We start from the raw sequence: 20,264 nt of genomic DNA on the forward strand, positions 1-20,264 counted from the left end.
TGTTCATCTCACTTGCCAAAGTCTTTTCACAATCTCTCGCCCCAAGAAGACAACTGGCAAGATCAAGGGCAAGTGACTGGGCCTTAAAACTCTTTCTGATCAAGGAAGTCGACAAAGTTTTCACCACAAAGTTCTGGGTACTGAAACAAAAATCCATGTCCCGAATCAGGATAAAGAACCAATTGTGCGTTCGGTGCCAGCTGAAACAGGTTATAAGAATTGATCGTAGGCATGCGAATGTCATCTTTTCCGTTCGCAATTAGAATAGAATTTTTCACATTGCTCATTCGCTTGTCAGGACTTACAGTTTGAGTTCCCCAATCTTGTCGAGCAATCGCTTGCGCTTTCACAGCTTGCATTGAAACCGGTTTATCCAAATCAGATTTTCTGATTTTAATTCTTTCCAAGTACTGACGACCTAGTTTTTGACTGGAAGGAGTTTGAGCAAAAAACGCATAGAGAATATCATCATCAGTAAATTCTTTTTTCGTGCTGACCGACTTAGATTTTTCCGACAAATCATTGACGCCAACACCACCCCTGGCGCTTGAACCCGCGACGATGGCCTTTCTGATCAGATCATTGTGGCGAATGAGCAATTCTTGCGCAACGGCGCCACCAATCGAAAATCCTAAAAGATCCACCTTATTGAATCCGAGAGCTTTAATAATAAGAGCGGCGTCATCCGCCATCTCTGCAAAAGATTCGGGTGCATTTCCGCTAGACAGTCCGACACCACGATTATCAAACGCAATCACCTGGCGATTTTTAGCAAGAATATCTAGCAACGTCGGATCCCAACCATCCATATTACCGCGAGTGTGCATCAGTAAGAAAATCGGCGTCCCCGTTCCCGATGTTGAACCATACATGCGGTAGGCAATCTTTGAACCGTTCACCTCGACATACTTGGTTTTAGCGTTCACGTAAGAGTCCGCCCACGCCGTCATTGAGGTTAAAACCGTAACTACGAAAATAAGCAAATTTTTGATATTAAGAATGATTGATTTCATATATGATGTATATACATCATGAAAATTAGTAATAGAACATTAAATTATAACTATGTCGTATACTGGATTTTAGGCTTGCTCTGGGGCTCTAATTTTCTCTTTATGAAAATGGCCGTTGAAGTCATTCAACCGGCGCAAGTTGCTTTGCTGCGAATTATCTTCGGTATGATGCCGATCATTGCCTTTGGTTTAATTAATAAATCTCTAAACCTCGAGCATCTTCGCCACTCTCGGCATTTTCTCGCTATGGGTCTTTTGGCAGTAGTCGTTCCTTACTTGGGATTTATTAAAGGAACACAACTTTTGGCGTCTGGTGCCGCCGGTGCGATTAGTGGAATCATTCCCCTTATGACGGCACTATTTGCAGCTCTTTTTCTGCCAACTGATCGCATGAATTCTAAAAAGTTTATTGGACTGCTTTTAGGATCTATCGGGGTGGCATTCATCGCACATCTGGATCGTTTGTTTAACTACTCTGCCCATGATGCCGCTTATGGTGCTGGATATATGCTTCTTGGTTCACTTGGATATGCAGCAGCGATGATTTATGCGCGGAAGTTTATCACGCCACTGAACCTAAGCTCACTCGCGTTAGCTTGTTATCAAATCATAGCGGCCGCCATCATACTTTCATTAGTAGTGCCCATGCGTGGAGCCGAAATCATTCTTCAACACCCAAAAGCCTTTCTTGCGACAAGTGTCGGCTTAGGGTTTCTAGGTACCGGGCTTGCTTTTGTTTTATACTACCGAATTATTGAAAAACTTGGCGCAGTTACGGCCTCATCCGTTTTCTATATTCCGCCGGTGTTGGCGCTCATCATTGGAGCCCTGATCGTAAAGGAAGAGATCGGAACCGCACAATACGCCGGAGTTCTTATGATTCTAGTTGGAGTGTCACTGACAAGAAAGGGAGATACAAAATGAAGAACAAATCATCACAAGAACTTGAACCGATTCGATGTGTCTGCACAAATATCAAAATGACTTCTCGAGCGGTGGGCCGCGCGTTTGATGCCGCAATTGAAGAATCAGGCGTTAACGTTGTTCAGTACTCGATCTTGATTAATATTTTTCGCTATCAACCTATCGAACAAATGCGCCTAGCGGAACACTTGGATATGGAGCGCACAACTTTGTATCGAGCACTAGATGTCCTTGCGAGACGCAAGTTAGTAAAAATCAGCCCCGCGGACGGTCTTTCAAAGGTTGTCGAGCTGACAGAAATGGGACGCAAGGTCACAAAAGAAGCACAGAAAAAATGGAGAGGCCTTCATCAAGGTTTCATCGACAAGTTTGGGATGAAACAACTCGAAGAGCTCAATGAACTTCTACAGCATATTCGGAATCATTTTAGGGATATATAGGTTTGAGGTTCTTGGCTTTAAAAATTATCGATTGGAATTGTACATGTCTGTTGCTGATGAATGCAGTGATTTCCACTATCAAGTGAGTAGAACCGTAGAACCATGTATATTCAGAAGAACAAAAAAACTGGTTCGATTCCCACCACCATCTAACCTTCCCAATGGACAGGCGAACACCATATACAAAAATATAGTTGAATGATTTTAAACAATTACGAACCACTCAAATCGAGTGGTTCGCTTAAATAGATGGTGGAGGCGGCGGGAATTGAACCCGCGTCCGCAAGAGATCCACGATAAGGCGCTACATACTTAGTCAGTGTTTTAGTTTGTCTGTACAGCTTCCCCTGACAAAATCAGCACAGACACTCCCCCAGTAAATTTAAGCGAGTCTGCTGGAGAAAACCCAACTCACCGAGGTCCCTAAATGACGATCAATCCAAGCGCGGAACCACCGCAAGGTTGATCGTGCGAGCTAATTAAGCTGCAAGTGCGTAATCGTTGCCAATTACAAAATGGACGTTTTTAACGAGGTCCTCATCCGCCCCGGTATGCTCCTTATGCTTCAGCACCCACGTCGAAGCCAGTACGCCCCCATGTGTGAAAAACATCTTTTCATTCTACCACAAGATTCGCGGCAAAATGAAAATCGTTTATCCTTCCGATTTTGCACCTCACATTCAATGATTAAATTTTTCGTGACGCAGTACTTTGGTCTTGGTGAACTGGTGTCATCCTAACAAGATCTTAATGTTAGCAAGAGACAATTTACGCCAAAAGGTCGAGATATCCACCATTTATGGGTGTATTCCACAGACTTATCCACATTGCATCCGCAAATTCGGGGCAGAAATGACACTGAAATTTAAGAATCTTAAATTTTCGCGAGAGGCTTTCGCGTTTGTCGAAAGCCTTTGTTGCGGTGGGACATAACGAAGTTTTAACGGAAAAGATCAGCTGCGGAAGCAGCTGTTGCGGCCAACGAACTCACATTTGCACGTGAATCTTTGTCAGCAGGAGCAGCCGTTACAGGTGCCGCTTCAACTACTGGAGCCGCCATCACCGGAGCTGGTGTTTCAATGATCGCTGTCTCGGTTTTGATATCAAGAGCAGGCTTGATCACTGGAGTTTTCTCTACACCCTCAACAGCGTTTGTGACCGGGAACAATTGAATGTTCAACTGATACACGCGCTCACCCTTTTGCTTCATACGAGCAATCGAGTTGTCTTTGTGAAGAGCTTTTCTCATCTGACGAAGTTTGAATTTGATCTCTTCAAACTCTGACTTTGTTAAAGACAAAGTCAAAGTCCCGAACTCACGCTCTGTCGGTTGATCTTGATACAAAGACTCTAAGCCTAAGTACATAAGTTGAGATTGAAGCTTGCGCACAAGAGCCACAGGAATCTCTTCTGGAGATTCAATCAAGCTGCGGTTCTTTTTAAGCTCGCCCGTCACTTCGTCACGACGAAGTTCACCAGAAGCTAGCAAAGTATTTAAAGCCGCTTCGATCTCATCTTCAGACGCTTTTCCGCGAAGAAGAGCTTTCAACGCCGATGTATCAAAGCTGACGCCCTCTTGATCCACCATCGCATAGATGATCCAAGCAACCCAGTTCGGAACTTTTTCCCAAGTTTTGCGATCGATCTCGCCGGATTTTAATTTTCCAGCCACACGATGTTCGCTGAGCTTCTTAAGATACATATTACGTTCAGCAGGATCTGTTGCTTGAGTGAAGTGCACAAGCAAACGGAACTCTTCAGTTTGATCTTTCATAAAGCTCAGCGCTTTACCGAACTTGCCAATCATATCGTCGGAAAGATTTCTTTTTCCTTCGATGATCATTTTTAAGTAATTCGGAGATTTGATATTTGCTGCCGCAGAAAAAACTGCATAGTTGTAGGCGCGCAAAGAGCCTTTTGAACTCTTACGTTTGAACTGATAAAAATCAGCCAAGAACTGGCGATAGTTCATGTAATCAGATAGCACCGGAGCAATCACGGAAGCTGTTGAAATTTCTTTGCCTTTGTTAAACTCAGGATGATTGTTTTGCATAGAAATCGGATCTCCTTTGTACTGGAATAGTTCACCCGATTTAAATTCTCAAAACAAGCGGATTCGTTAGATGCGACCCTTAACTTATTGCAAGGCATTATCTAAAGCCTCGCAGAAATAAAAAAAGGACTCTGGGTAGAGTCCTTTTAAGTCGTCGAATTTTAAAACTTATTTACTAGCGAGCAGACAATCTTAAAGTCACGCGATGGATATCAAGATCTCCACGAGTGTAAAGAACGATGCTGTCCGCTCCGTACCCGATCACTGCATTTTGCGGAACAACAGTCTGCCGAGTGTTATAGCGATCCACTTGCAAAGTTTGGCCTTGATTGAATCCGTTAATAAGAACATCGATCAAAGCAGTATTGTAAGCCGGAGTTGCTTCAATCACGATCTGCTGGATTCTGTAACCACGGTAGCGTTGAGCATCGAGGTATTGGGAAAGATCTAAGCGATCATTTCCATACATGCGACGTGACACATAAAGTGGAACATCAATACCGCGATCAGGACGGCCTGGGCGATCCGGGCGACCGATGCGATCACCTTCTCTTAAAGAGATGCGAATCGAAGCAATATCGGCGTTACCACGAACTAAAAGCTGCAAAGTGCGGATATCTTCGCCGATGGTAGCTCTGTAACGAGGACGAAGAAGAATAGATCCTTGCGGAGAGTAAGAAGTTTCATCCACGCGACCATCTGTTAGCAAAGAAATTTCAGCGCGAGGTCCGCTGCGATTGATTTCAACTTCTACGGACTCGACTTCATAACCACGGTAGCTTTCACCGATACCGGCAAGTTGACGAAGTTCTAAAGTCTCATTTGAAACGCGGCGACCGACATAGATGATTCTTTGATCTAAACGACCACTGCCGTTTCCGAAATCATCTTGTCCTGGAAAAGGAAATTCAGGCCCCACATCAGGACGTGGAATGGGCGCAGGCCCGCGACCTGGAACGATATAAGCTTCCGCGATAGCCGCAGTCAGAGTGATGGCAGAGAAGGCAACTAACAAACTAGATTTAAAAGTCATTGTATCCCCCAAAAAGATTCAGTGATTCCCCACTGACCGCTAAAGCAACCAGCGTACCAAATGTTTCAAGGTCACTTCGACACCAGATTCGCGCGGTATAACAGCGTTTAATTGCAATTGAAGGTTCAAACAGCCAAAAAGTGGGACCTGGCAAAATCTTGAGCGTTTCTGAAACTAAAAAGAACACCGGCCGGTGCGGTTCTGACCTTGCAGTAAAAAATGCCATTAACAGGAGACTTATATGAAAAGTGCCATGATCGCGATTTCCGTATTCTTTGCTTCTATGACTGTAGCCCAAGCCGGCGAATATAGCGGACTTGTTCAAAGACAGGTTCGTCAGATCACCGAGCAAAAAGCCCTTATTCAGCAGTTAAACCACGAACAAAACGGCGAAAAAGAAAATCTTTGCGGATATTTCTTAGAAAATCTGATTGAGCAAAAAAACTCTGCCGTTAAGCTTGCTGCCACGTTGGGCGAAGACCCCTCCGAGCTTCTGCAAATCGAAATTGATTCGAACCTTTGCAGATAAAAAAAAGGGACCACGGTTGGAGGTCCGTGGTCCCAGGGAAGATCTATTTATATAGGAACAAATTACTTCAAGTTATCGTCAGTCAAATCCACAAGAGGTTTGATTCTTCTCATGAAAGTGATCGCAAGTTGATCTTGAGCGTAAGCGCCACGCTTTCTCATTTTCAACGCGATACGAACCTGACCTAAACCATTATTCGCAATCAAACGCGCTTCACCAATGTAGTTTGCATAGTTCAATTTCGTGTTGTTCAAAGAGATCAAATCCAAAGTGTCTTCTTGATCTTTCGCGATACGAGAAAGATTGATGTTCACACCCGTACCCGCTTCAGGAGCAAGCAATGGACCCGCGAAAGCCAGAAGCTCTTGGTTCACGCCTTTTAAAGATACATTAAAACCAGAGCGACCGTTCACAACTTCCCATGAAGAGATTTTTGAAGTCTTCACTTTGTTTTCAACATTCAATCTTTGGATCGTGCTTAAAGCAAACTCTTGGATCAACAAGAACTCTGGGTTGTCAGAGTGAGCCCCTTGAGCCGGCAAGTGGAAATACAAATCAGCAGGTGAGTTTCTGAAAACCAAGTTGATGATCGCTGTATTTGGAGAAGTACCAATTTGAAGTCTTACGAAAGTAGTTTCACAACCACCATCAAGATCCAAACATTTCAAAGTACCAGAAAGAGCGCGTGCTCCTGTGGATTTTTCTCCGTTACCAGCGCGAACTGATTTAACTGGAGATGCGTAACCACCGTTCACACTTGCGCCGGCTACGTTATAAACTTTAACGTCACGGCCTTCTTGAACTTTCAAAGTCACAACCGCGTCGCCAGACAAACCGTCTACAGACATTTTTGCAGACAAGATAGAAGCAGCTGCCGCCAAATTAGCACGACGAGATTCAGCGCCGACTTTTTCGTTACGAGCTCTAAGATAAGTTAAAAGATCATCTGTTGAAGAAGAGGTATAAACCAAACCATCCTCAGTCACTGCACCCGTCATACGTTTAGAAAGTGCATCGTTCGTCGCATTTGAAGCGTCGTTTGAACGATAGTCTGAAGGCAAACGATTTGTGCCTGGAGCTGGAACCGGAAGAGTGTCCACAACAGGAGGAGTTTGCTTAGGAATCTCTGTTGTTGGAGGAGGAGGAACCGGCGTCGACGGTTTAGAAGGAGCACCACCACCTGTAGAAGGAGGAGTTGTCGTTTTTGGTGGGTTCGCTTTCGGTGGATTTGCCTTAGGCGGATTCACTTTTGTATCAGGGATCGGCTCTGGAAGAGGCGGCAAAGTATCATTCGGATTGCTAGGATCTGGCAATTCACCTTGACCATTTGTATTTGAAGTTTCGGAATCGGAACCCGTCTTTTGTGTAGTTTGCTGCTCTGTCGGAGGAGCAAGAACGTCTTTTTTCTTACCGCAAGCAGTAAGACTTAATGATGCAAGCAAAGCTGCGGTAATCACAGTGTGCTTATGAAGCATTGGTAACATGAAAAACCTCCAAGTATTCTGTCGCTGGACCAATAAGCAAGCCTTGGGCCAGTTTTCGTCACCCCTCATCAGGGCTTGTATTGCAATACGGTTACGTTTTAGACTCTGCTTTGGAAGGAATTACATGCCTGTACAACAATTCGGCGAGCTCGTCGGCGACCCTCAAAAACTGACAAAACATATTATCAAAGTCATTCTTGGCTCATTCATTTTAGCTATTTTGGCGATGTATTTGTTCGACCAAAACCTTTCTTTATACTTCGCGAATGAGCAAGTTAGAACCGCATTAAGAGAACCTGCACGGGAGCTGACTGATGTTGCGCTTTCAGAATACTGGTTCGTATTGGCGTTAGCGACTTGGGGATTTGCAGCGTGGATTGCTCCACGTATTTCGGCTTTTCGCAAGCACTCAAATACAGTCGATTTCTTTCGTCGCTGGGGTCTTAATTTTTTTGTTTCCCTGATCGTGTGTGGAATCATCACGCACATTATTAAGTTTACAGTGGGACGTCAGCGCCCACATAAAACTCCGGATTTTGATCCTTTCATCTTCACACCAATGACGACACATTGGCATTGGCATTCGTTTTCTTCAGGACACTCACAAGTGATCTTCACTGTAGCGACAATGATGACTGTGGCCTTTCCGAAGATGCGTTGGTTTTGGATTCCTGCGGCAGTGATGATTTGCCTGACTCGCGTTGTGGTTCACGATCACTTCTTAAGTGACACTATCTTCGGTGCTTGCGTCGGTTATGTGGGAACATTGCTTGCGATGTCCTTGATGCGCGCAAAAACAGCGAACGGTCTTTATTAGTTTTGTTCAGATAAAAATTCGACTAAGTACTGCGACTCTTTAAGGGATTTCATAATCCCTTTATAGTCTGCCACATACTTTTCTACTAAAGACCAAAAGCGATCCGAGTGATTCATGTGCTGCAAATGTGCCAACTCGTGCACGATCACATAATCAATGATTTCTTGATTAAACACGATTAAACGCCAATTCAGATTGATGATCTTACGAGACGAGCAACTCCCCCAGCGGGTGCGTTGCTCGCGGAACTTCACTTGCGCTGGATGCAGGTTCATTTGTTCAGCCCAGAACTTGATTCTTTCAGACAATAATTGAACGGCTTCGCGTTTATAGAAATGGCGGATTTCTGTCAGTGCCGTGGGATGCTCTTCTATCAACGAGTTTGCACTCCAATCGTTTCTTGGAATATGCAAAAGAAGATTTTCTTCTGTCACGGACACGAACGGTTTTTTATTCAAGGTGATGACAACCTTGAGCTTGCGGTCTTTCCCTAAGAAAGGAAAGTTTTCGTAGGCCTTGATCTTCTTTTCAGGGAATTTTTCAGCGATCTCAGAAAACTTTTCGAAGTTCTTTTCGATCCAGTCCTTTTTCGCCATCAAAAAGTCGGTGATCACTTTTTGCGATGTGCTTTTCGCCGCTACGACCTTAATAGGCTTATTAGGATAAAGATAAATCGAAACCGAGCGACGAAAGTTGCGCCGATGCACTTCAACAGGCCATTTAGCAAAGAGGAAAGTTTCTTTATCGCTCATCCAGTCAGAGAATGACTTACCCACAAAAAACTGGCAAGAAAAAGGTACCTGCTTCCCTTTGTGAAGAAAAGGAAGCAGGTACCTTTGGGAGCAAAATGGATAAAACCTCTTCTTTCTATAGTTTAGATCCTGAAAAAGTTCTGCAAGCGGCGGAAAATGCAGGGTTTTATCCGACGGGAGAGTTCACTCAGTTAAATTCCTATGAGAATCGCGTTTTTGATATCAAGCTAGAAGAAGCGCCCGAACCAAATGGCTCTACTAAGAACGTCATTGCCAAGTTCTATCGCCCCAATCGCTGGAGCAAGGACGCCATTTTAGAAGAGCACGAGTTTCTGCTTTCCTTAAAAAATGAAGGCATTCCTGCCGTCGCTCCCCTTTTTCAAGGGCATGACAGCACGGTTTCTGAAGTTGATGGAATGTATGTCGCGTTTTTTCCAAAAGTTTTAGGAAGAATGCCGCAAGAGTTTCTAGACGGAGAACTTAAAAAAGTCGGCCGCCTGATGGCGCAAGTCCATAACATCGGCGCAAAGAAAAAAGCTCTTCATCGTCCGACGTTAGATACTAGCTATTATGGCGGTTGGGATACGATTGATTATTTGCATGACTGGATCATCCCCGAAGTTCGCAATCGTTACCTTACGGCGGCGGAAGACATTCTTTATGCTATCGACGATAGTTTTAATCCCTCTGAATTCATTCGCATCCACGGCGACTGCCATAAGGGAAATCTTTTAAATAACGGAAAAGAATTTTTCTTAGTCGACTTCGACGATTTCGTGAACGGCCCGGTGATTCAAGATTTCTGGATGCTTCTTTCCGGAGACAACGACACTTTGGATGAAGAGAAGTTTCAAATCATCGAAGGTTATGAAGAGCTGCGCGAGTTCCCAGATCACCAATGGTCCTGGATTCCACTATTACGCGGTCTTCGTATCATTTCTTACGCGGGATGGATTGCAAAGCGCTGGGAAGATCCAAGCTTCCCCCGTCTTTTCCCTGAGTTCAATACGTACAGATATTGGGCCGAAGAGGTCGAAGCTTTAGAAAAAATCGCCTGGCAAATTCAAGGATGATCTAAAAACCATTGAGTGATGAGTTCAGGTGCCTGCTCTAACCACTGATGTCTTGCTGTGGGATCAACAAAAAATTCTGTATCGATACCGTGAGCCTTTAATGTCTCGAAGTAGGGATACATGGTTCCCACTGGAACAACGGTATCTAGTTCCCCGTGTAAGAAAAGTGTTGGAGGATGATTTTCTGGAATCGCCGTTGGAACAAAACAAACAGGCCCTTTGCAATCCGCAAAGGATGCGGATTCCACGGCCAAGGCCTTAAAGACACCTGGAAAACTGACAGCCATGCGGCTTGAATGATAGCCTCCGCTAGAGATACCGGTGGCATAAAGTCGCTTCATGTTTAATTTACCGAAACTCCCCTTTTTCATTTCTGAAAGCATCTCGGTAATAAAATAGAAATCTTCCGACGTTTCGTAGTCAACGCCGATGAGATTTGTCATCCAAGCAACACCAGCAATGGCTCGGGGAGCAACGACGGCAAAGCCGCTGTCTAATAAAGATTGAATTAGACGGATCTCGTTATAACCGCCAAAAGGCATAAGCTTTTGTCTTGAAAACTCAACATCAAAAAAACTTCCTTGATAAAGAACGACTGTCGGCCATCCTCCACGCGGAGTTTTACCTTTTGGAAGGGCGTAGCGAACTTCGCGAGTTAGGTGCGGGCCCGAAATCTCAAGAGTTTGAGACGGACATGTGATGCGATCCAAAACCCCGCTAGTCTCACAGTTTGAAGCCTGCGCATTTACAGAGAACGCTGCGATTAAAGTTAAGAATGCGAATTTCATCCGGGCCGCCTCCATCAAAAGTTCCAAGGCTTTTATAGGAGAAAGAAAATACTTTGTCCCTTAAATCAGTTGACGGTTTCGCCGAGTATTTGTCAAAAGTGGTCTTAATAGAGGTCCACAATTACCGTTACGTCTGTGAAAAACAGCGCACAAAGGCCTGACAAGCTCAAAGACTTTGGTAGTATCGGCCTCTTTGGGAGGACCTATGAAATCAGTATTAATCATGGCTGCATTACTTTTCACTTCTTTGGCGCAAGCAAACAGTGGCGTTTTGGGCGAATACAAGGGGACCTTGAAAGGTCAACTTCAATACAATCCCGCAAAAGGATCTAGCACTCTTCGTGATATTCAATGCGACTCTGCTTTAAACATTGAACTGACCGAGCAAGGTCTTTCTATTCCTTTTTCTTACTATTCTTGTAGCGACGATATCTTTAACGAATTCTTGGCTTACGTATTTGATGGAAACGACATTTACGTGGCCGATCGAAATGGAAAAGCCGATACCGCTAAAGGTGTCGTGGGCACGATAGAGCAAGATGGAACAATTCGCATCGCACATCCGACACAACGTCAGTTTCGTTTAGAAACAGGTTACATCAAAGAACCTTACTGCAATTTGCACATGGGTGTGAATAAGTTCACTTATACTTTGCACACGACTTTGACGATGGTGCTTAAGAAGACTTCGACGAACTCATACTATTTTGAAAGAACCCAATTAGCAGAGAATATCCACACGGTTTACATGGGCCTTCCACCAAGAACAGAGCGTGTCGCCTGTGAGAAGATTCGCAAATCTTTGTCTCGCGAAAATCTTGTTTCTACGCAGCTTCGTGCGATCTCTGGTACACTCGTAAAGTAATTTTCATTTTAAGCTGGCGATAGGCCTTCCATTAAGACCTATCGCCCTTGATCTTTCTTCCCTAGTTATGGGAAACAAGCTGACATTTTAAAGTTGAACTGATGTCAGACTTTTTTTGCCCTCTTAAAGTCAAAGATTTCAAATTTACATTTGAGCCGTTAATTTCATAAACAGCTTCAAAATCATTTGCAGGGTTCGTTGCACTCTTTAGGTAAATGTGATGGATGCCTTCTTCATTCTGATTGTAGAACGCTGTCGCATCTACATTATTAATGCTTGTACCACTATGGTTGTAATACTGAGTAGAACCGCAGTTTCTTGAAGGGCATTTACCTGCAATCGCAAAGACTGCGCTGTATTCCAGATCATAACTCACTTGATGCAAGCGTGGTGCAGAGAGTTCCGTTGCAATCACTTTAAAGGATACGTCAGAGAGTCCATAAGAAACATCTGCGGCTTCTACGCATTTAATTTCTTGCTCACTCACTGACTTTTCCACAAGTGCATGTGCATAACTTCCGACGAACAACGCTGCGATCAACAAGATTTTTACTTTCATTTTTCCTCCTAGGATTTGTTCCTACATTTAGTGTCTATGTTGCGTTGATCTTAAATATTCTTAAATTATGTATTTGTATAATTCATATATTTCAGTTTATTATCATTTTTAATGAGTTTACTCAGCCCTTCCCTTGAAGCTTTCTGGGCCGTCGTCCAAAAGGGCACGGTCCTGGAAGCGGCTAAAATGGTGAATCTCACGCAGACAGGCGTGACCCAAAGAATCCGGAGCTTGGAAAAGCAACTGGGCGTTACTTTATTCACCAGATCTAGAAAGGGAATGCGTTTAACAAGCGAAGGGGAATCTCTTCTTCGCTATGTGAAAGCGGCCCGTGACTTAGAAGGCGAAACCCTTTCAAGCATAGGTGGACAAAAACAGAATACTTATTTTGAAGTTTGCATAAGTGGGACTTCCACGCTGATGCGCTCGCGCATGATTCCGAAAGCTGCTGCCGTGATGAAGAAATATCCGAACCTCAGAGTTCGCTTTGATCTTACCGACACAGACAGCATTCTCGGAAAACTAAAGACAGGCTTTGCTCAAATGGGTGCCCTTCCCGTTAACCATGTGGGCTTAGAGCTTGATTCGAAAGTAATGCTGCCAGAACGCTATTATCTTGTTGGGCCATCAGCGTGGAAGAAAAGAAAGCTTGAAGACATTCTGGCGAATGAAACCATCATGGATTTTGATCCTAACGACACCATGACGTTGGATCTTTTAAAGAAATACAAAATCACGAAATTTCCAAAGCACCGCCATTATGCCAACAACATTGATGCCTTGACGTCTTTAATGATTGCGGGTGTCGGGTACTCAACCTTAACTGAAGAGTTTGCGCGTCCTTTTATTAAAGAAGGTTCGCTGACATACTTATCACAAGAAATGTATTTGGAATATCCCGTTGCGCTTGCTTGGTATCCTCGCAGCGAAATGCCGCCCTACTTTAAAGCCTTGATTGATGCGTTCACAAAAAAATCTTAGTGGCGCATTGTGCGGTTCCAAGTTGCCACTCCCATTCTGGAACTGATTTTCAAAACGAAACCCGCATTTAGCCTCCAGTTCCGTTAAAACAGTTGTGATATATGTTTGTGTGTGGCTTTGCCTTTGCAACGCGCTTCTGCAGCTGATCTTAAGATCGGTCTCAAGTAGAGTTACGAAAAAATAAAAAAGTATTTCGTTTACTTTCCTCGAGAGATCACAGATATTAGAGATAACTCTTATGAAAGGAGGCCATCATGATTATTATGATGTTGAATAATAAAAACCTGAACGATTCCAACGTGCACGGACAAGACGTGGCCTCCGACAGCCAATTCTAGAGACCAAGTTCTGTTCTAATCCACGATAAAATCGAACTTACATCACCCAAGTTATGACTTGCTTACCGGCATTTTCATTCTTGGCTTAACCCAAAATAATTTTAAACGTTTTTCAGGACGATTTTCGTCTTGAAGGCATTTTTATTTCAACTCTTGCCTAAGCGTAGATCAGCGGCCTTTTGATCGGCGCTTTTGCAAGCATTATCAATCCTGAGGAGGAAGCTATGAACGCGTTATTGCGTAAAAAGAAAGAATGGGAATTCGAAAACGAGCGGTATTTACTGAAACTCGTTTCTACCTCTGCGGATGTGACTGTTGAAAGCGTAAAAAGGGCCGGTCTGATAACAAGCTTCCTCGCGTACCTCGTGTACAAATCACTGGGAGTGATGCTTGCAATAGCTGCTGCTATTTTCAGAGGACCGCAACTTGTGCGCTTAGTTTCTCCACAACATGCTTTTGAGCCTGTGGAGGCAACGTCTCATCTGCTTGAGTCCCAAATAAAGAACCCTTATTCCTTAAGGTAATTCTTTTGGGGGGACCCGTCGGGTCCCCTGTTTTTGGTGACTACTTACCTTTGCTGCCAAGGTCTTGCACCTTTTGAAGAAATTTTTTGATTTCTTCGGGCTTTCTATTTTTCACAGAGTCAAACTGCGTGACACCGACGGGTTTAATGCCACAAAACTCCATGACGGTTGTTTTCATCATCCGAATGGCAGGATCACGATTCACAATCCAGTTGTACCAAGCAGGTGCATCGGTCGTAAAAATAATCCGCCCCGTTCGTCCTTTCAGCAGTCGATCCCAGAACGGGTCATCTTTATGATATTTAAAAGCAAAGCCCGGAAGCAAAGTGCGATCTAAAAATCCTTTTAGTAAGGCGGGCACGGTTCCCCACCACATAGGGAAAGTTATAACGATGTGTTCAGCCCACAAAATCTCTTTCTGGGCTTGAAGAAGATCCGGCTCAAGTTCTTGGATCTTTAAATAGCCTTTATGAAGAATCGGATCAAACTGAAGATCTGCGATGTTCATGAGTTTAACTTCGTGGCCCGCTTCTTTCGCGGCGCTCGCGTAAACTCTTGCGAACTCACTTCCTAATGCTTCCACGTTAGGATGACCGTTAATTATGAGGATCTTCTTCATAAAATGCCTCCCACATAAAGTGCGACAATAAAAAGAATCTGAATACTTCCGCGAACGAGTGCTGACGGAGGTTTTACTCCTCGAAAGCGAATCCCGTTTTTCGCGGCGTAATAGTTTGCCGGAAATACAAGAACTAAGAAGGCAATAAGAGCCCAAGCGGCATAGGGACGAGTGACGGGGTCTATTAAATCAATGGCTCCGACAATTTCAAGAACGCCTGTAAAGTACACCCAGAACATCTTCCAAGGAATCATCGGAGGAATCATTTTTACGAATTCGTGGCGCAGCGGTGTGAAATGACTGATGCCGGCAAATAAGAACATCTGAATCATCACCCATAGGGGCACTTCTTGCCAGTTCTTTAAGAACCCGAAAAGCTTAGCCCCTAAGGCCAAGAGACAAAATACAATCAACATTCGGTAAAACGCGTTTAGCTTCTTCATGTTACCAATGTTAACATAAATGTGACCATTGTAAACATGGATAAAGCATGCTAGACTTTTTTCATGGCAAAAACGTATCATCATGGCGATTTAAAATCTGCGGCGATTAAAAAGGCTGTTGAAATCATTCACAAAAAGGGTGAGGTTGACTTTACGTTACGTGAAATCGCTCAAAGTCTTAAAGTGAGTCACACGGCCGTTTATCGTCATTTTGCCTCAAAAAAAGATCTATTGTCCCATATCGCAGAAGAAGGTTTTCATTCCTTTAGCGCGAAGATGCTTAATGAAATCCCTAAAGGAAAAACCGTCCGCCAGAAACTGCGTCTGGCGGGCAAAACTTATATAGAATTTGCGATAAGCAACACCGGTCACTATCGCAGTATGTTTCATCAAGAGTTGCGCTGTTTAAGCGAACAGCGTCCGGAGCTTGAAAAGGCTGGCGCAGAAGCTTTCATGACTCTGATGGATTTAATTTCTGAAGGTATGAAGAATCAGGTTTTTAAGAAGGATGACCCGAGAACCGTCGCACGCTTTGTTTGGTCTTCTATTCACGGGTTTGCGATTTTACTTTTAGACGGTCAGTTTGAGAGTCTGCAAAGCAAAGCATCCATCCAAGATGGCATTGATCACCACCTTGAGATGATAGAACGCGCTCTTTTAAAATAATTATTTCTTTTTCACCTGCTCATACAACGGCATTACTTTGGGTAAAAGTGCTGTGATCTTTTTGATACGCGTTTCGTCGGCGGGATGTGTGCTTAGAATTTCAGGAGGTTTTCCTCCCCCTTGAGCCGCCATCTTCTTCCAAAGATTTACAGCTTCCTGCGGGTTGTACCCGGCGCGCGCCATCAGCTCAAGCCCCATATCATCAGCTTCAGTTTCTTGACCACGACCGTAGGGAAGTAAAATTCCTAACGTCACTGCTTGGTCGGCGTAGCCAATGTATGCAGGATCCACCTTCCCCGTTGCTAAGACCACTTGAGCAAGACCACTTTTAATCAGCTCTTGCGACATTCTTTCACGACTGTGCTCACGCAATGCATGCGCAATTTCATGACCCATGATGGCGGCAATCTCTGCGTCGGTCAGTTGAAGCTTATCGATGATGGCTGAATAGAACATGATTTTTCCGCCAGGCATGCAGAAGGCGTTGAGTTCATCTGACGTGATCACGTGAACTTCCCAATCCCACTTCAAGGCATCTGAACGATAGACAGAAGTCTGCGGGATGAGTTTTTTTGCGATAGCTTGGACTCGCTCGACTTGTTTTGGATTTTTATCCAAAGCTCCTTTTTTCTGGGCATCGGCTTTCATCTGATTGTAAGTCTGCGCTGCCATGTCGTTGATTTGACCTACGGGTAAAAGCAACTGCTTACGGCTAACACCGATTTCACCCTCATTGGTAGAAGTGGCACAAGAAGCGATAAAAAACATGAATGGTAAGATAGCTAAAATTCTCATCCCTCAAAGCTAGCACAGGCCGAAGACTCCTCAAAGAATCCGTCTGATTTTTTGTATCGCTGCAGAACTTTACGACCGAATTTTTGCTTTATTAGAGCGCCAAAGGAAGGCTTCAGAATTCCCAATTTGGTTTCATCTTTGGCGCATAGAACAGCCGCAAACTGCATCAAATCAGAACACCGTGGTCGTGACCAAGCTTGTCATGGGTATTTTTCTGCGAAAAGGCCGCACATTCGGGTTATTTCCTTTGAATGAGTTTAAACTTCATTCTATATTTTCAAGGCTTTAGACATCCTAAAACTGGAAAAAGGACCGACTATGAATAAGATCAAAGTTGCTAATCCCGTCGTTGAACTCGATGGCGATGAAATGACAAGAATCATCTGGAAGTTCATCAAAGAAAAATTGATCCTTCCTTACCTAGATATCGACATCAAGTATTACGACTTGGGCATGGAACATCGTGATGCTACGAACGACCAAGTGACTGTAGACGCTGCAGAGGCGATCAAAAAGTACAACGTGGGTATCAAGTGCGCGACAATCACTCCAGACGAAGCTCGCGTAAAAGAATTCAACTTGAAACAAATGTGGAAATCACCAAACGGCACTATCCGTAACATCTTGGACGGTACTGTTTTCCGTGAACCTATCATCTGCAAAAACGTTCCTCGCCTAGTTCCTAACTGGACAGCGCCAATCTGTATCGGTCGTCATGCATTCGGTGACCAATACCGCGCGACAGACTTCGTAACAAAAGGCAAAGGTAAATTGACTGTCACTTTCCAACCTGAAAACGGTGGCGAAACGATCACTCACGAAGTTTACAACTTCAAAGGTGATGGTGTTGCGTTGACTATGTACAACACGGATGAGTCTATCACTGGCTTTGCTCGTTCTTGCTTCAACATGGCTCTTCAAAAGAAATGGCCTTTGTACCTTTCTACGAAGAACACAATCTTGAAAAAATACGATGGCCGTTTCAAAGACATCTTTGAAAATATCTACCAAACTGAATTCAAAGCGAAGTTCGATGCTGCCGGCATCACTTATGAGCACCGTTTGATCGACGACATGGTTGCTTCCGCATTGAAATGGAATGGTAACTTCGTATGGGCTTGTAAGAACTACGACGGTGACGTTCAATCTGACACTGTTGCACAAGGTTTCGGTTCTTTGGGTCTTATGACTTCAGTTCTTGTGACTCCAGATGGAAAAACAATGGAATCTGAAGCGGCTCACGGAACAGTGACTCGTCACTTCCGTCAGCACCAACAAGGGAAACCTACTTCGACAAATCCAATCGCTTCTATCTTTGCTTGGACTCGTGGTCTTGAGCACCGTGGAAACTTGGACGGAAACACAGAGCTTGTGAAGTTCGCACAAACTTTAGAAAAAGTGTGTGTAGAAACTGTTGAAGCTGGTTTCATGACAAAGGACTTGGCTGTTTGTATCTATGGCGACAAAGTTCCTGCTGATAAATACATGAACACTGAGCCGTTCCTTGAAAAGCTTGATTCAAATTTGAAAAAAGCTCTTTCAATGTAATTAGATTTTAAAATCTGATTCTTCAAAGCCCTCGTGCAAACGGGGGCTTTTTTATTTCGCCTTTACGCTCTCTAAAATTTCTACGATCTTATTCAGCTTTTTTCTTCGCGCATGGGCGAGTGGCGTGATTCCATCGACATCGGGAATATTTGGATCCGCACCGGCCTCAATAAGAATTTTTACGACTTCTTGATAGCGAGGACTTCCGTCGCCAAGAACCACGGCCTCCATCAAGGCTGTCCATCCGAGTTGATTGCGGTGATCTAGATTAATCTTAGTTTGTACAAGTTCACGCACGACTTCGACATGACCCTTTTCCGCCGCAGGAATCAGCGGAGTGGCTCCATGGCGATCAAGAACTTTGAAATTCGGTTTTGCTTTCAACATGAATCTTAGAATCTGCAGACGACCGTCAGAACCCGCACGCAGAAGTGGAGTTTCATGTTTGGCATCCTGTGCATTTACGTCGGCTCCGGCAGAGATCAAGAGCCACGCAATTTCGACGTCGTTGTTTTCAGTGGCGATCAAAAGCGGCGTTCGTTTTTGCGAATCGGTGATCTCTAAGTTCACACGTTTTCGCAAGGCCTCTTTGACTCCCGCCACATCGTGTTTCTTTACGACATCCAATAAGGAAATAGGCCGAGGAAATGCTTCCATGGATACCTCCCCTCCAATGACTACACGCTCTTTTAGTATAAACCTTTGGCTCAAAGCGAAGAGTCCTGATCGATGACAGATGTTTTTTAACACTGGCGGATGCGTCAATGTTGATGAGTTTTATAATAGGTATAAAAGGAGTTGTTATGAGAATCGTAGCAGTTCTGATCTTTATTTTTGCCGCCGCAATGGCTGAAGCCAAGCCCTTGCAAACCGTTAAATACGTCGACCTGACAAGGTATCAGGGTGTCTGGCACGAGATAGCCTCGATCCCCCAGTTCTTCCAAAGAAAATGCGTGAAGGATACGACGGCTGAATACACCGTCTTATCCAATGAAGAGGTCAAGGTCCTGAATTCTTGCACAACTGCAAAGGGCGAACGCCTTTCTACGGAAGGCCGAGCTAAAGTCGCGGACGCAGAAACCAACGCAAAACTTGATGTCACGTTTGCAAACTTCAAAGATAAATACTTTTATCTGTTAGCGGGAAAATACTGGATTATTTACTTAGATAACAACTATCAGGTGGCCGTCGTAGGACATCCGACTCGAGATTACGGTTGGATTCTTTCACGAACTCCGTCACTGCCCGACTCCACCTTAAGAGATCTTGCCGATTTCCTTTTAATTCGCGGCTACGATACTTGTAAATTTATGACGACTCCTCAAGAAGGCGGGCTGACAGAAAGAACAAAACTTTGCGAGTGGAATAAATAAAAAAAGCTCAGTCACATCGACTGAGCTTTTTTTTATTTTTGTTCCACGAGATAATTATTTTACACGAACTTTCAATTTGTACTTCGCATTTGAAGTGCAAGTTGATTCCATCGCGACCGTTGAGCATTGCATTTTGCCGCAATTCAAAGAAAGAACCTGATTTTCCTTATTCAGTTCTTTGATCTCTTTTTTCCAATCAGCACAAGCCGTCTTCCAGTTAGCACGAGCCTCTTTCAAAAGCGGCGCCGCCTCCCCCTCAACTTCATCCTCACCGTTCACAATTTCAAATTCATTGTCCGTCTTTTTACCCTTTTTAATCTCAATAGTAGTATCCCCATCCGCCGGAATATCTTTAACCCCCACAGACTGAGCAAAAGCAAAAAGAGGAAGCATCAAAACCAAAATCAAAATCTTCTTCATAACAAAAACTCCTATAGACCCCATTAATCCTACCCGAACCCAACAAACCGACAAGAAGTGATTCAATACCGACGACCTCTCTCCAAAAAATCCCGATTGCCGCACCGAAGTGCAAAAAAGAAACAGGCACCCCTAAAGAATGACGCGCCGTAGACCCAAAAAGTAAGCAGGCACCTCAGGTTGAGGTTTTCTGTTCGAGAGCTTCGTCCATAGAGAGAAATTTGGGT

Annotated in this window: 23 protein-coding genes and 1 other RNA gene; 11 read left to right on the plus strand and 13 right to left on the minus strand. The window is 44.1% G+C overall.

The window, feature by feature from the left end:
* Positions 1-83 precede the first annotated feature (83 nt).
* A complete protein-coding gene (locus AZI87_RS05905) occupies positions 84-1,013 on the minus strand; it encodes an alpha/beta fold hydrolase (RefSeq protein ID WP_063205459.1) in 930 nt (309 codons plus the stop codon).
* 18 nt (positions 1,014-1,031) lie between these two features.
* Between AZI87_RS05905 and AZI87_RS05910 the strand changes: the two genes are divergently transcribed.
* Together AZI87_RS05910 and AZI87_RS05915 are read left to right on the plus strand one after the other, a co-directional pair.
* Positions 1,032-1,937, plus strand: a complete 906-nt coding sequence (locus AZI87_RS05910) for a DMT family transporter (protein WP_081112142.1) — start codon at positions 1,032-1,034, stop codon at positions 1,935-1,937.
* A complete protein-coding gene (locus AZI87_RS05915; RefSeq protein WP_063205461.1) occupies positions 1,934-2,377 on the plus strand; it encodes a MarR family winged helix-turn-helix transcriptional regulator in 444 nt (147 codons plus the stop codon). Before AZI87_RS05910 ends, AZI87_RS05915 begins: the two co-directional genes overlap by 4 nt.
* A 250-nt stretch (positions 2,378-2,627) precedes the next feature.
* On the opposite strand, the gene ssrA is transcribed toward AZI87_RS05915, so the two are convergent.
* From ssrA to AZI87_RS05930, 3 genes are all read right to left on the minus strand, one after another.
* Positions 2,628-2,973: a transfer-messenger RNA gene (ssrA, locus tag AZI87_RS05920) on the minus strand.
* Between the two features lie 344 nt (positions 2,974-3,317).
* On the minus strand, positions 3,318-4,430 hold the full coding sequence (locus tag AZI87_RS05925; protein ID WP_063205462.1) for a TIGR02147 family protein: 1,113 nt from the start codon (positions 4,428-4,430) through the stop codon (positions 3,318-3,320).
* Between the two features lie 175 nt (positions 4,431-4,605).
* On the minus strand, positions 4,606-5,463 hold the full coding sequence (locus AZI87_RS05930; RefSeq protein WP_063205463.1) for a hypothetical protein: 858 nt from the start codon (positions 5,461-5,463) through the stop codon (positions 4,606-4,608).
* A 241-nt stretch (positions 5,464-5,704) separates the two neighbouring features.
* Here AZI87_RS05930 and AZI87_RS05935 point away from each other — a divergent pair, with 241 nt between their 5' ends.
* Positions 5,705-5,992: a hypothetical protein gene (locus tag AZI87_RS05935; protein WP_063205464.1), complete on the plus strand. Its 288-nt coding sequence runs from the start codon at positions 5,705-5,707 to the stop codon at positions 5,990-5,992.
* A 62-nt stretch (positions 5,993-6,054) separates the two neighbouring features.
* Here the strand turns inward: AZI87_RS05935 and AZI87_RS05940 are convergent, their stop codons facing one another.
* Positions 6,055-7,476: a hypothetical protein gene (locus AZI87_RS05940; protein WP_253696501.1), complete on the minus strand. Its 1,422-nt coding sequence runs from the start codon at positions 7,474-7,476 to the stop codon at positions 6,055-6,057.
* Positions 7,477-7,600: 124 nt separating this feature from the next.
* Here AZI87_RS05940 and AZI87_RS05945 point away from each other — a divergent pair, with 124 nt between their 5' ends.
* On the plus strand, positions 7,601-8,293 hold the full coding sequence (locus AZI87_RS05945) for a phosphatase PAP2 family protein (protein ID WP_063205465.1): 693 nt from the start codon (positions 7,601-7,603) through the stop codon (positions 8,291-8,293).
* Here AZI87_RS05945 and AZI87_RS05950 read toward each other — a convergent pair.
* Positions 8,290-9,069 carry a M48 family metallopeptidase gene (locus AZI87_RS05950; protein WP_253696503.1) on the minus strand — a complete coding sequence of 260 codons (780 nt, stop codon included), beginning with the start codon at positions 9,067-9,069 and terminating at the stop codon, positions 8,290-8,292. The two genes, AZI87_RS05945 and AZI87_RS05950, sit on opposite strands and share 4 nt — an antisense overlap.
* Positions 9,070-9,140: 71 nt before the next feature.
* Here AZI87_RS05950 and AZI87_RS05955 point away from each other — a divergent pair, with 71 nt between their 5' ends.
* Positions 9,141-10,118, plus strand: coding sequence for a serine/threonine protein kinase (locus tag AZI87_RS05955; RefSeq protein WP_063206593.1), 978 nt, complete (start codon positions 9,141-9,143; stop codon positions 10,116-10,118).
* On the opposite strand, the gene AZI87_RS05960 is transcribed toward AZI87_RS05955, so the two are convergent.
* Complete coding sequence (locus tag AZI87_RS05960; protein ID WP_063205467.1) at positions 10,109-10,906, minus strand: extracellular medium-chain-length polyhydroxyalkanoate depolymerase; 798 nt, start codon at positions 10,904-10,906, stop codon at positions 10,109-10,111. The two genes, AZI87_RS05955 and AZI87_RS05960, sit on opposite strands and share 10 nt — an antisense overlap.
* 205 nt (positions 10,907-11,111) lie before the next feature.
* Here AZI87_RS05960 and AZI87_RS05965 point away from each other — a divergent pair, with 205 nt between their 5' ends.
* Positions 11,112-11,771: a hypothetical protein gene (locus tag AZI87_RS05965; RefSeq protein WP_063205468.1), complete on the plus strand. Its 660-nt coding sequence runs from the start codon at positions 11,112-11,114 to the stop codon at positions 11,769-11,771.
* Positions 11,772-11,832: 61 nt separating this feature from the next.
* Here AZI87_RS05965 and AZI87_RS05970 read toward each other — a convergent pair whose 3' ends face one another.
* Positions 11,833-12,330 carry a hypothetical protein gene (locus AZI87_RS05970; protein ID WP_063205469.1) on the minus strand — a complete coding sequence of 166 codons (498 nt, stop codon included), beginning with the start codon at positions 12,328-12,330 and terminating at the stop codon, positions 11,833-11,835.
* A 111-nt stretch (positions 12,331-12,441) separates the two neighbouring features.
* Between AZI87_RS05970 and AZI87_RS05975 the strand changes: the two genes are divergently transcribed.
* Together AZI87_RS05975 and AZI87_RS05980 are read left to right on the plus strand one after the other, a co-directional pair.
* Positions 12,442-13,311, plus strand: a complete 870-nt coding sequence (locus AZI87_RS05975; RefSeq protein WP_063205470.1) for a LysR family transcriptional regulator — start codon at positions 12,442-12,444, stop codon at positions 13,309-13,311.
* Between the two features lie 562 nt (positions 13,312-13,873).
* Positions 13,874-14,173: a hypothetical protein gene (locus tag AZI87_RS05980; protein WP_063205471.1), complete on the plus strand. Its 300-nt coding sequence runs from the start codon at positions 13,874-13,876 to the stop codon at positions 14,171-14,173.
* 40 nt (positions 14,174-14,213) lie between these two features.
* Here the strand turns inward: AZI87_RS05980 and AZI87_RS05985 are convergent, their stop codons facing one another.
* Positions 14,214-14,792 (minus strand): NAD(P)H-dependent oxidoreductase, encoded by a 579-nt coding sequence (locus AZI87_RS05985; RefSeq protein WP_063205472.1) that lies wholly within the window; start codon positions 14,790-14,792, stop codon positions 14,214-14,216.
* Entirely contained in the window at positions 14,789-15,235 is a 447-nt protein-coding gene (locus tag AZI87_RS05990; protein ID WP_063206594.1) for a DoxX family protein, read from the minus strand. Before AZI87_RS05990 ends, AZI87_RS05985 begins: the two co-directional genes overlap by 4 nt.
* Before the next feature lie 63 nt (positions 15,236-15,298).
* Here AZI87_RS05990 and AZI87_RS05995 point away from each other — a divergent pair, with 63 nt between their 5' ends.
* Positions 15,299-15,901 (plus strand): TetR/AcrR family transcriptional regulator, encoded by a 603-nt coding sequence (locus tag AZI87_RS05995; protein ID WP_063205473.1) that lies wholly within the window; start codon positions 15,299-15,301, stop codon positions 15,899-15,901.
* Here AZI87_RS05995 and AZI87_RS06000 read toward each other — a convergent pair whose 3' ends face one another.
* Positions 15,902-16,696 carry a M48 family metallopeptidase gene (locus AZI87_RS06000; protein WP_063205474.1) on the minus strand — a complete coding sequence of 265 codons (795 nt, stop codon included), beginning with the start codon at positions 16,694-16,696 and terminating at the stop codon, positions 15,902-15,904.
* A gap of 318 nt (positions 16,697-17,014) precedes the next feature.
* Between AZI87_RS06000 and AZI87_RS06005 the strand changes: the two genes are divergently transcribed.
* On the plus strand, positions 17,015-18,244 hold the full coding sequence (locus tag AZI87_RS06005) for an isocitrate dehydrogenase (NADP(+)) (RefSeq protein ID WP_063205475.1): 1,230 nt from the start codon (positions 17,015-17,017) through the stop codon (positions 18,242-18,244).
* A gap of 51 nt (positions 18,245-18,295) precedes the next feature.
* Here the strand turns inward: AZI87_RS06005 and AZI87_RS06010 are convergent, their stop codons facing one another.
* Positions 18,296-18,901, minus strand: a complete 606-nt coding sequence (locus AZI87_RS06010) for an ankyrin repeat domain-containing protein (RefSeq protein WP_063205476.1) — start codon at positions 18,899-18,901, stop codon at positions 18,296-18,298.
* A gap of 146 nt (positions 18,902-19,047) precedes the next feature.
* Here AZI87_RS06010 and AZI87_RS06015 point away from each other — a divergent pair, with 146 nt between their 5' ends.
* Positions 19,048-19,617 carry a lipocalin family protein gene (locus AZI87_RS06015; RefSeq protein ID WP_063205477.1) on the plus strand — a complete coding sequence of 190 codons (570 nt, stop codon included), beginning with the start codon at positions 19,048-19,050 and terminating at the stop codon, positions 19,615-19,617.
* A gap of 54 nt (positions 19,618-19,671) precedes the next feature.
* Here the strand turns inward: AZI87_RS06015 and AZI87_RS06020 are convergent, their stop codons facing one another.
* The gene (locus AZI87_RS06020) at positions 19,672-20,037 is read right to left on the minus strand and encodes a hypothetical protein (RefSeq protein WP_063205478.1); all 366 of its coding nucleotides are present in this window, start codon (positions 20,035-20,037) and stop codon (positions 19,672-19,674) included.
* Positions 20,038-20,264: the final 227 nt, after the last annotated feature.

Origin of the sequence: Bdellovibrio bacteriovorus (genome assembly GCF_001592745.1) — a bacterium.
Classification (GTDB): domain Bacteria; phylum Bdellovibrionota; class Bdellovibrionia; order Bdellovibrionales; family Bdellovibrionaceae; genus Bdellovibrio; species Bdellovibrio bacteriovorus_B.

What these genes read in the sequence shown, in the direction of transcription:
- AZI87_RS05910 (WP_081112142.1), top strand. Translation starts at nt 1,032, where the DNA reads ATGAAAATTAGTAATAGAACATTAAATTATAACTATGTCGTATACTGG.
- AZI87_RS05960 (WP_063205467.1), bottom strand. Translation starts at nt 10,906, where the DNA reads ATGAAATTCGCATTCTTAACTTTAATCGCAGCGTTCTCTGTAAATGCG.
- AZI87_RS05970 (WP_063205469.1), bottom strand. Translation starts at nt 12,330, where the DNA reads ATGAAAGTAAAAATCTTGTTGATCGCAGCGTTGTTCGTCGGAAGTTAT.
- AZI87_RS06005 (WP_063205475.1), top strand. Translation starts at nt 17,015, where the DNA reads ATGAATAAGATCAAAGTTGCTAATCCCGTCGTTGAACTCGATGGCGAT.
- AZI87_RS05980 (WP_063205471.1), top strand. Translation starts at nt 13,874, where the DNA reads ATGAACGCGTTATTGCGTAAAAAGAAAGAATGGGAATTCGAAAACGAG.
- AZI87_RS06000 (WP_063205474.1), bottom strand. Translation starts at nt 16,696, where the DNA reads ATGAGAATTTTAGCTATCTTACCATTCATGTTTTTTATCGCTTCTTGT.
- AZI87_RS06020 (WP_063205478.1), bottom strand. Translation starts at nt 20,037, where the DNA reads ATGAAGAAGATTTTGATTTTGGTTTTGATGCTTCCTCTTTTTGCTTTT.
- AZI87_RS05930 (WP_063205463.1), bottom strand. Translation starts at nt 5,463, where the DNA reads ATGACTTTTAAATCTAGTTTGTTAGTTGCCTTCTCTGCCATCACTCTG.
- AZI87_RS05955 (WP_063206593.1), top strand. Translation starts at nt 9,141, where the DNA reads ATGGATAAAACCTCTTCTTTCTATAGTTTAGATCCTGAAAAAGTTCTG.
- AZI87_RS05925 (WP_063205462.1), bottom strand. Translation starts at nt 4,430, where the DNA reads ATGCAAAACAATCATCCTGAGTTTAACAAAGGCAAAGAAATTTCAACA.
- AZI87_RS05975 (WP_063205470.1), top strand. Translation starts at nt 12,442, where the DNA reads ATGAGTTTACTCAGCCCTTCCCTTGAAGCTTTCTGGGCCGTCGTCCAA.
- AZI87_RS05915 (WP_063205461.1), top strand. Translation starts at nt 1,934, where the DNA reads ATGAAGAACAAATCATCACAAGAACTTGAACCGATTCGATGTGTCTGC.
- AZI87_RS05965 (WP_063205468.1), top strand. Translation starts at nt 11,112, where the DNA reads ATGAAATCAGTATTAATCATGGCTGCATTACTTTTCACTTCTTTGGCG.
- AZI87_RS05945 (WP_063205465.1), top strand. Translation starts at nt 7,601, where the DNA reads ATGCCTGTACAACAATTCGGCGAGCTCGTCGGCGACCCTCAAAAACTG.
- AZI87_RS05985 (WP_063205472.1), bottom strand. Translation starts at nt 14,792, where the DNA reads ATGAAGAAGATCCTCATAATTAACGGTCATCCTAACGTGGAAGCATTA.
- AZI87_RS05990 (WP_063206594.1), bottom strand. Translation starts at nt 15,235, where the DNA reads ATGAAGAAGCTAAACGCGTTTTACCGAATGTTGATTGTATTTTGTCTC.
- AZI87_RS06015 (WP_063205477.1), top strand. Translation starts at nt 19,048, where the DNA reads ATGAGAATCGTAGCAGTTCTGATCTTTATTTTTGCCGCCGCAATGGCT.
- AZI87_RS05905 (WP_063205459.1), bottom strand. Translation starts at nt 1,013, where the DNA reads ATGAAATCAATCATTCTTAATATCAAAAATTTGCTTATTTTCGTAGTT.
- AZI87_RS06010 (WP_063205476.1), bottom strand. Translation starts at nt 18,901, where the DNA reads ATGGAAGCATTTCCTCGGCCTATTTCCTTATTGGATGTCGTAAAGAAA.
- AZI87_RS05935 (WP_063205464.1), top strand. Translation starts at nt 5,705, where the DNA reads ATGAAAAGTGCCATGATCGCGATTTCCGTATTCTTTGCTTCTATGACT.
- AZI87_RS05995 (WP_063205473.1), top strand. Translation starts at nt 15,299, where the DNA reads ATGGCAAAAACGTATCATCATGGCGATTTAAAATCTGCGGCGATTAAA.
- AZI87_RS05940 (WP_253696501.1), bottom strand. Translation starts at nt 7,476, where the DNA reads ATGTTACCAATGCTTCATAAGCACACTGTGATTACCGCAGCTTTGCTT.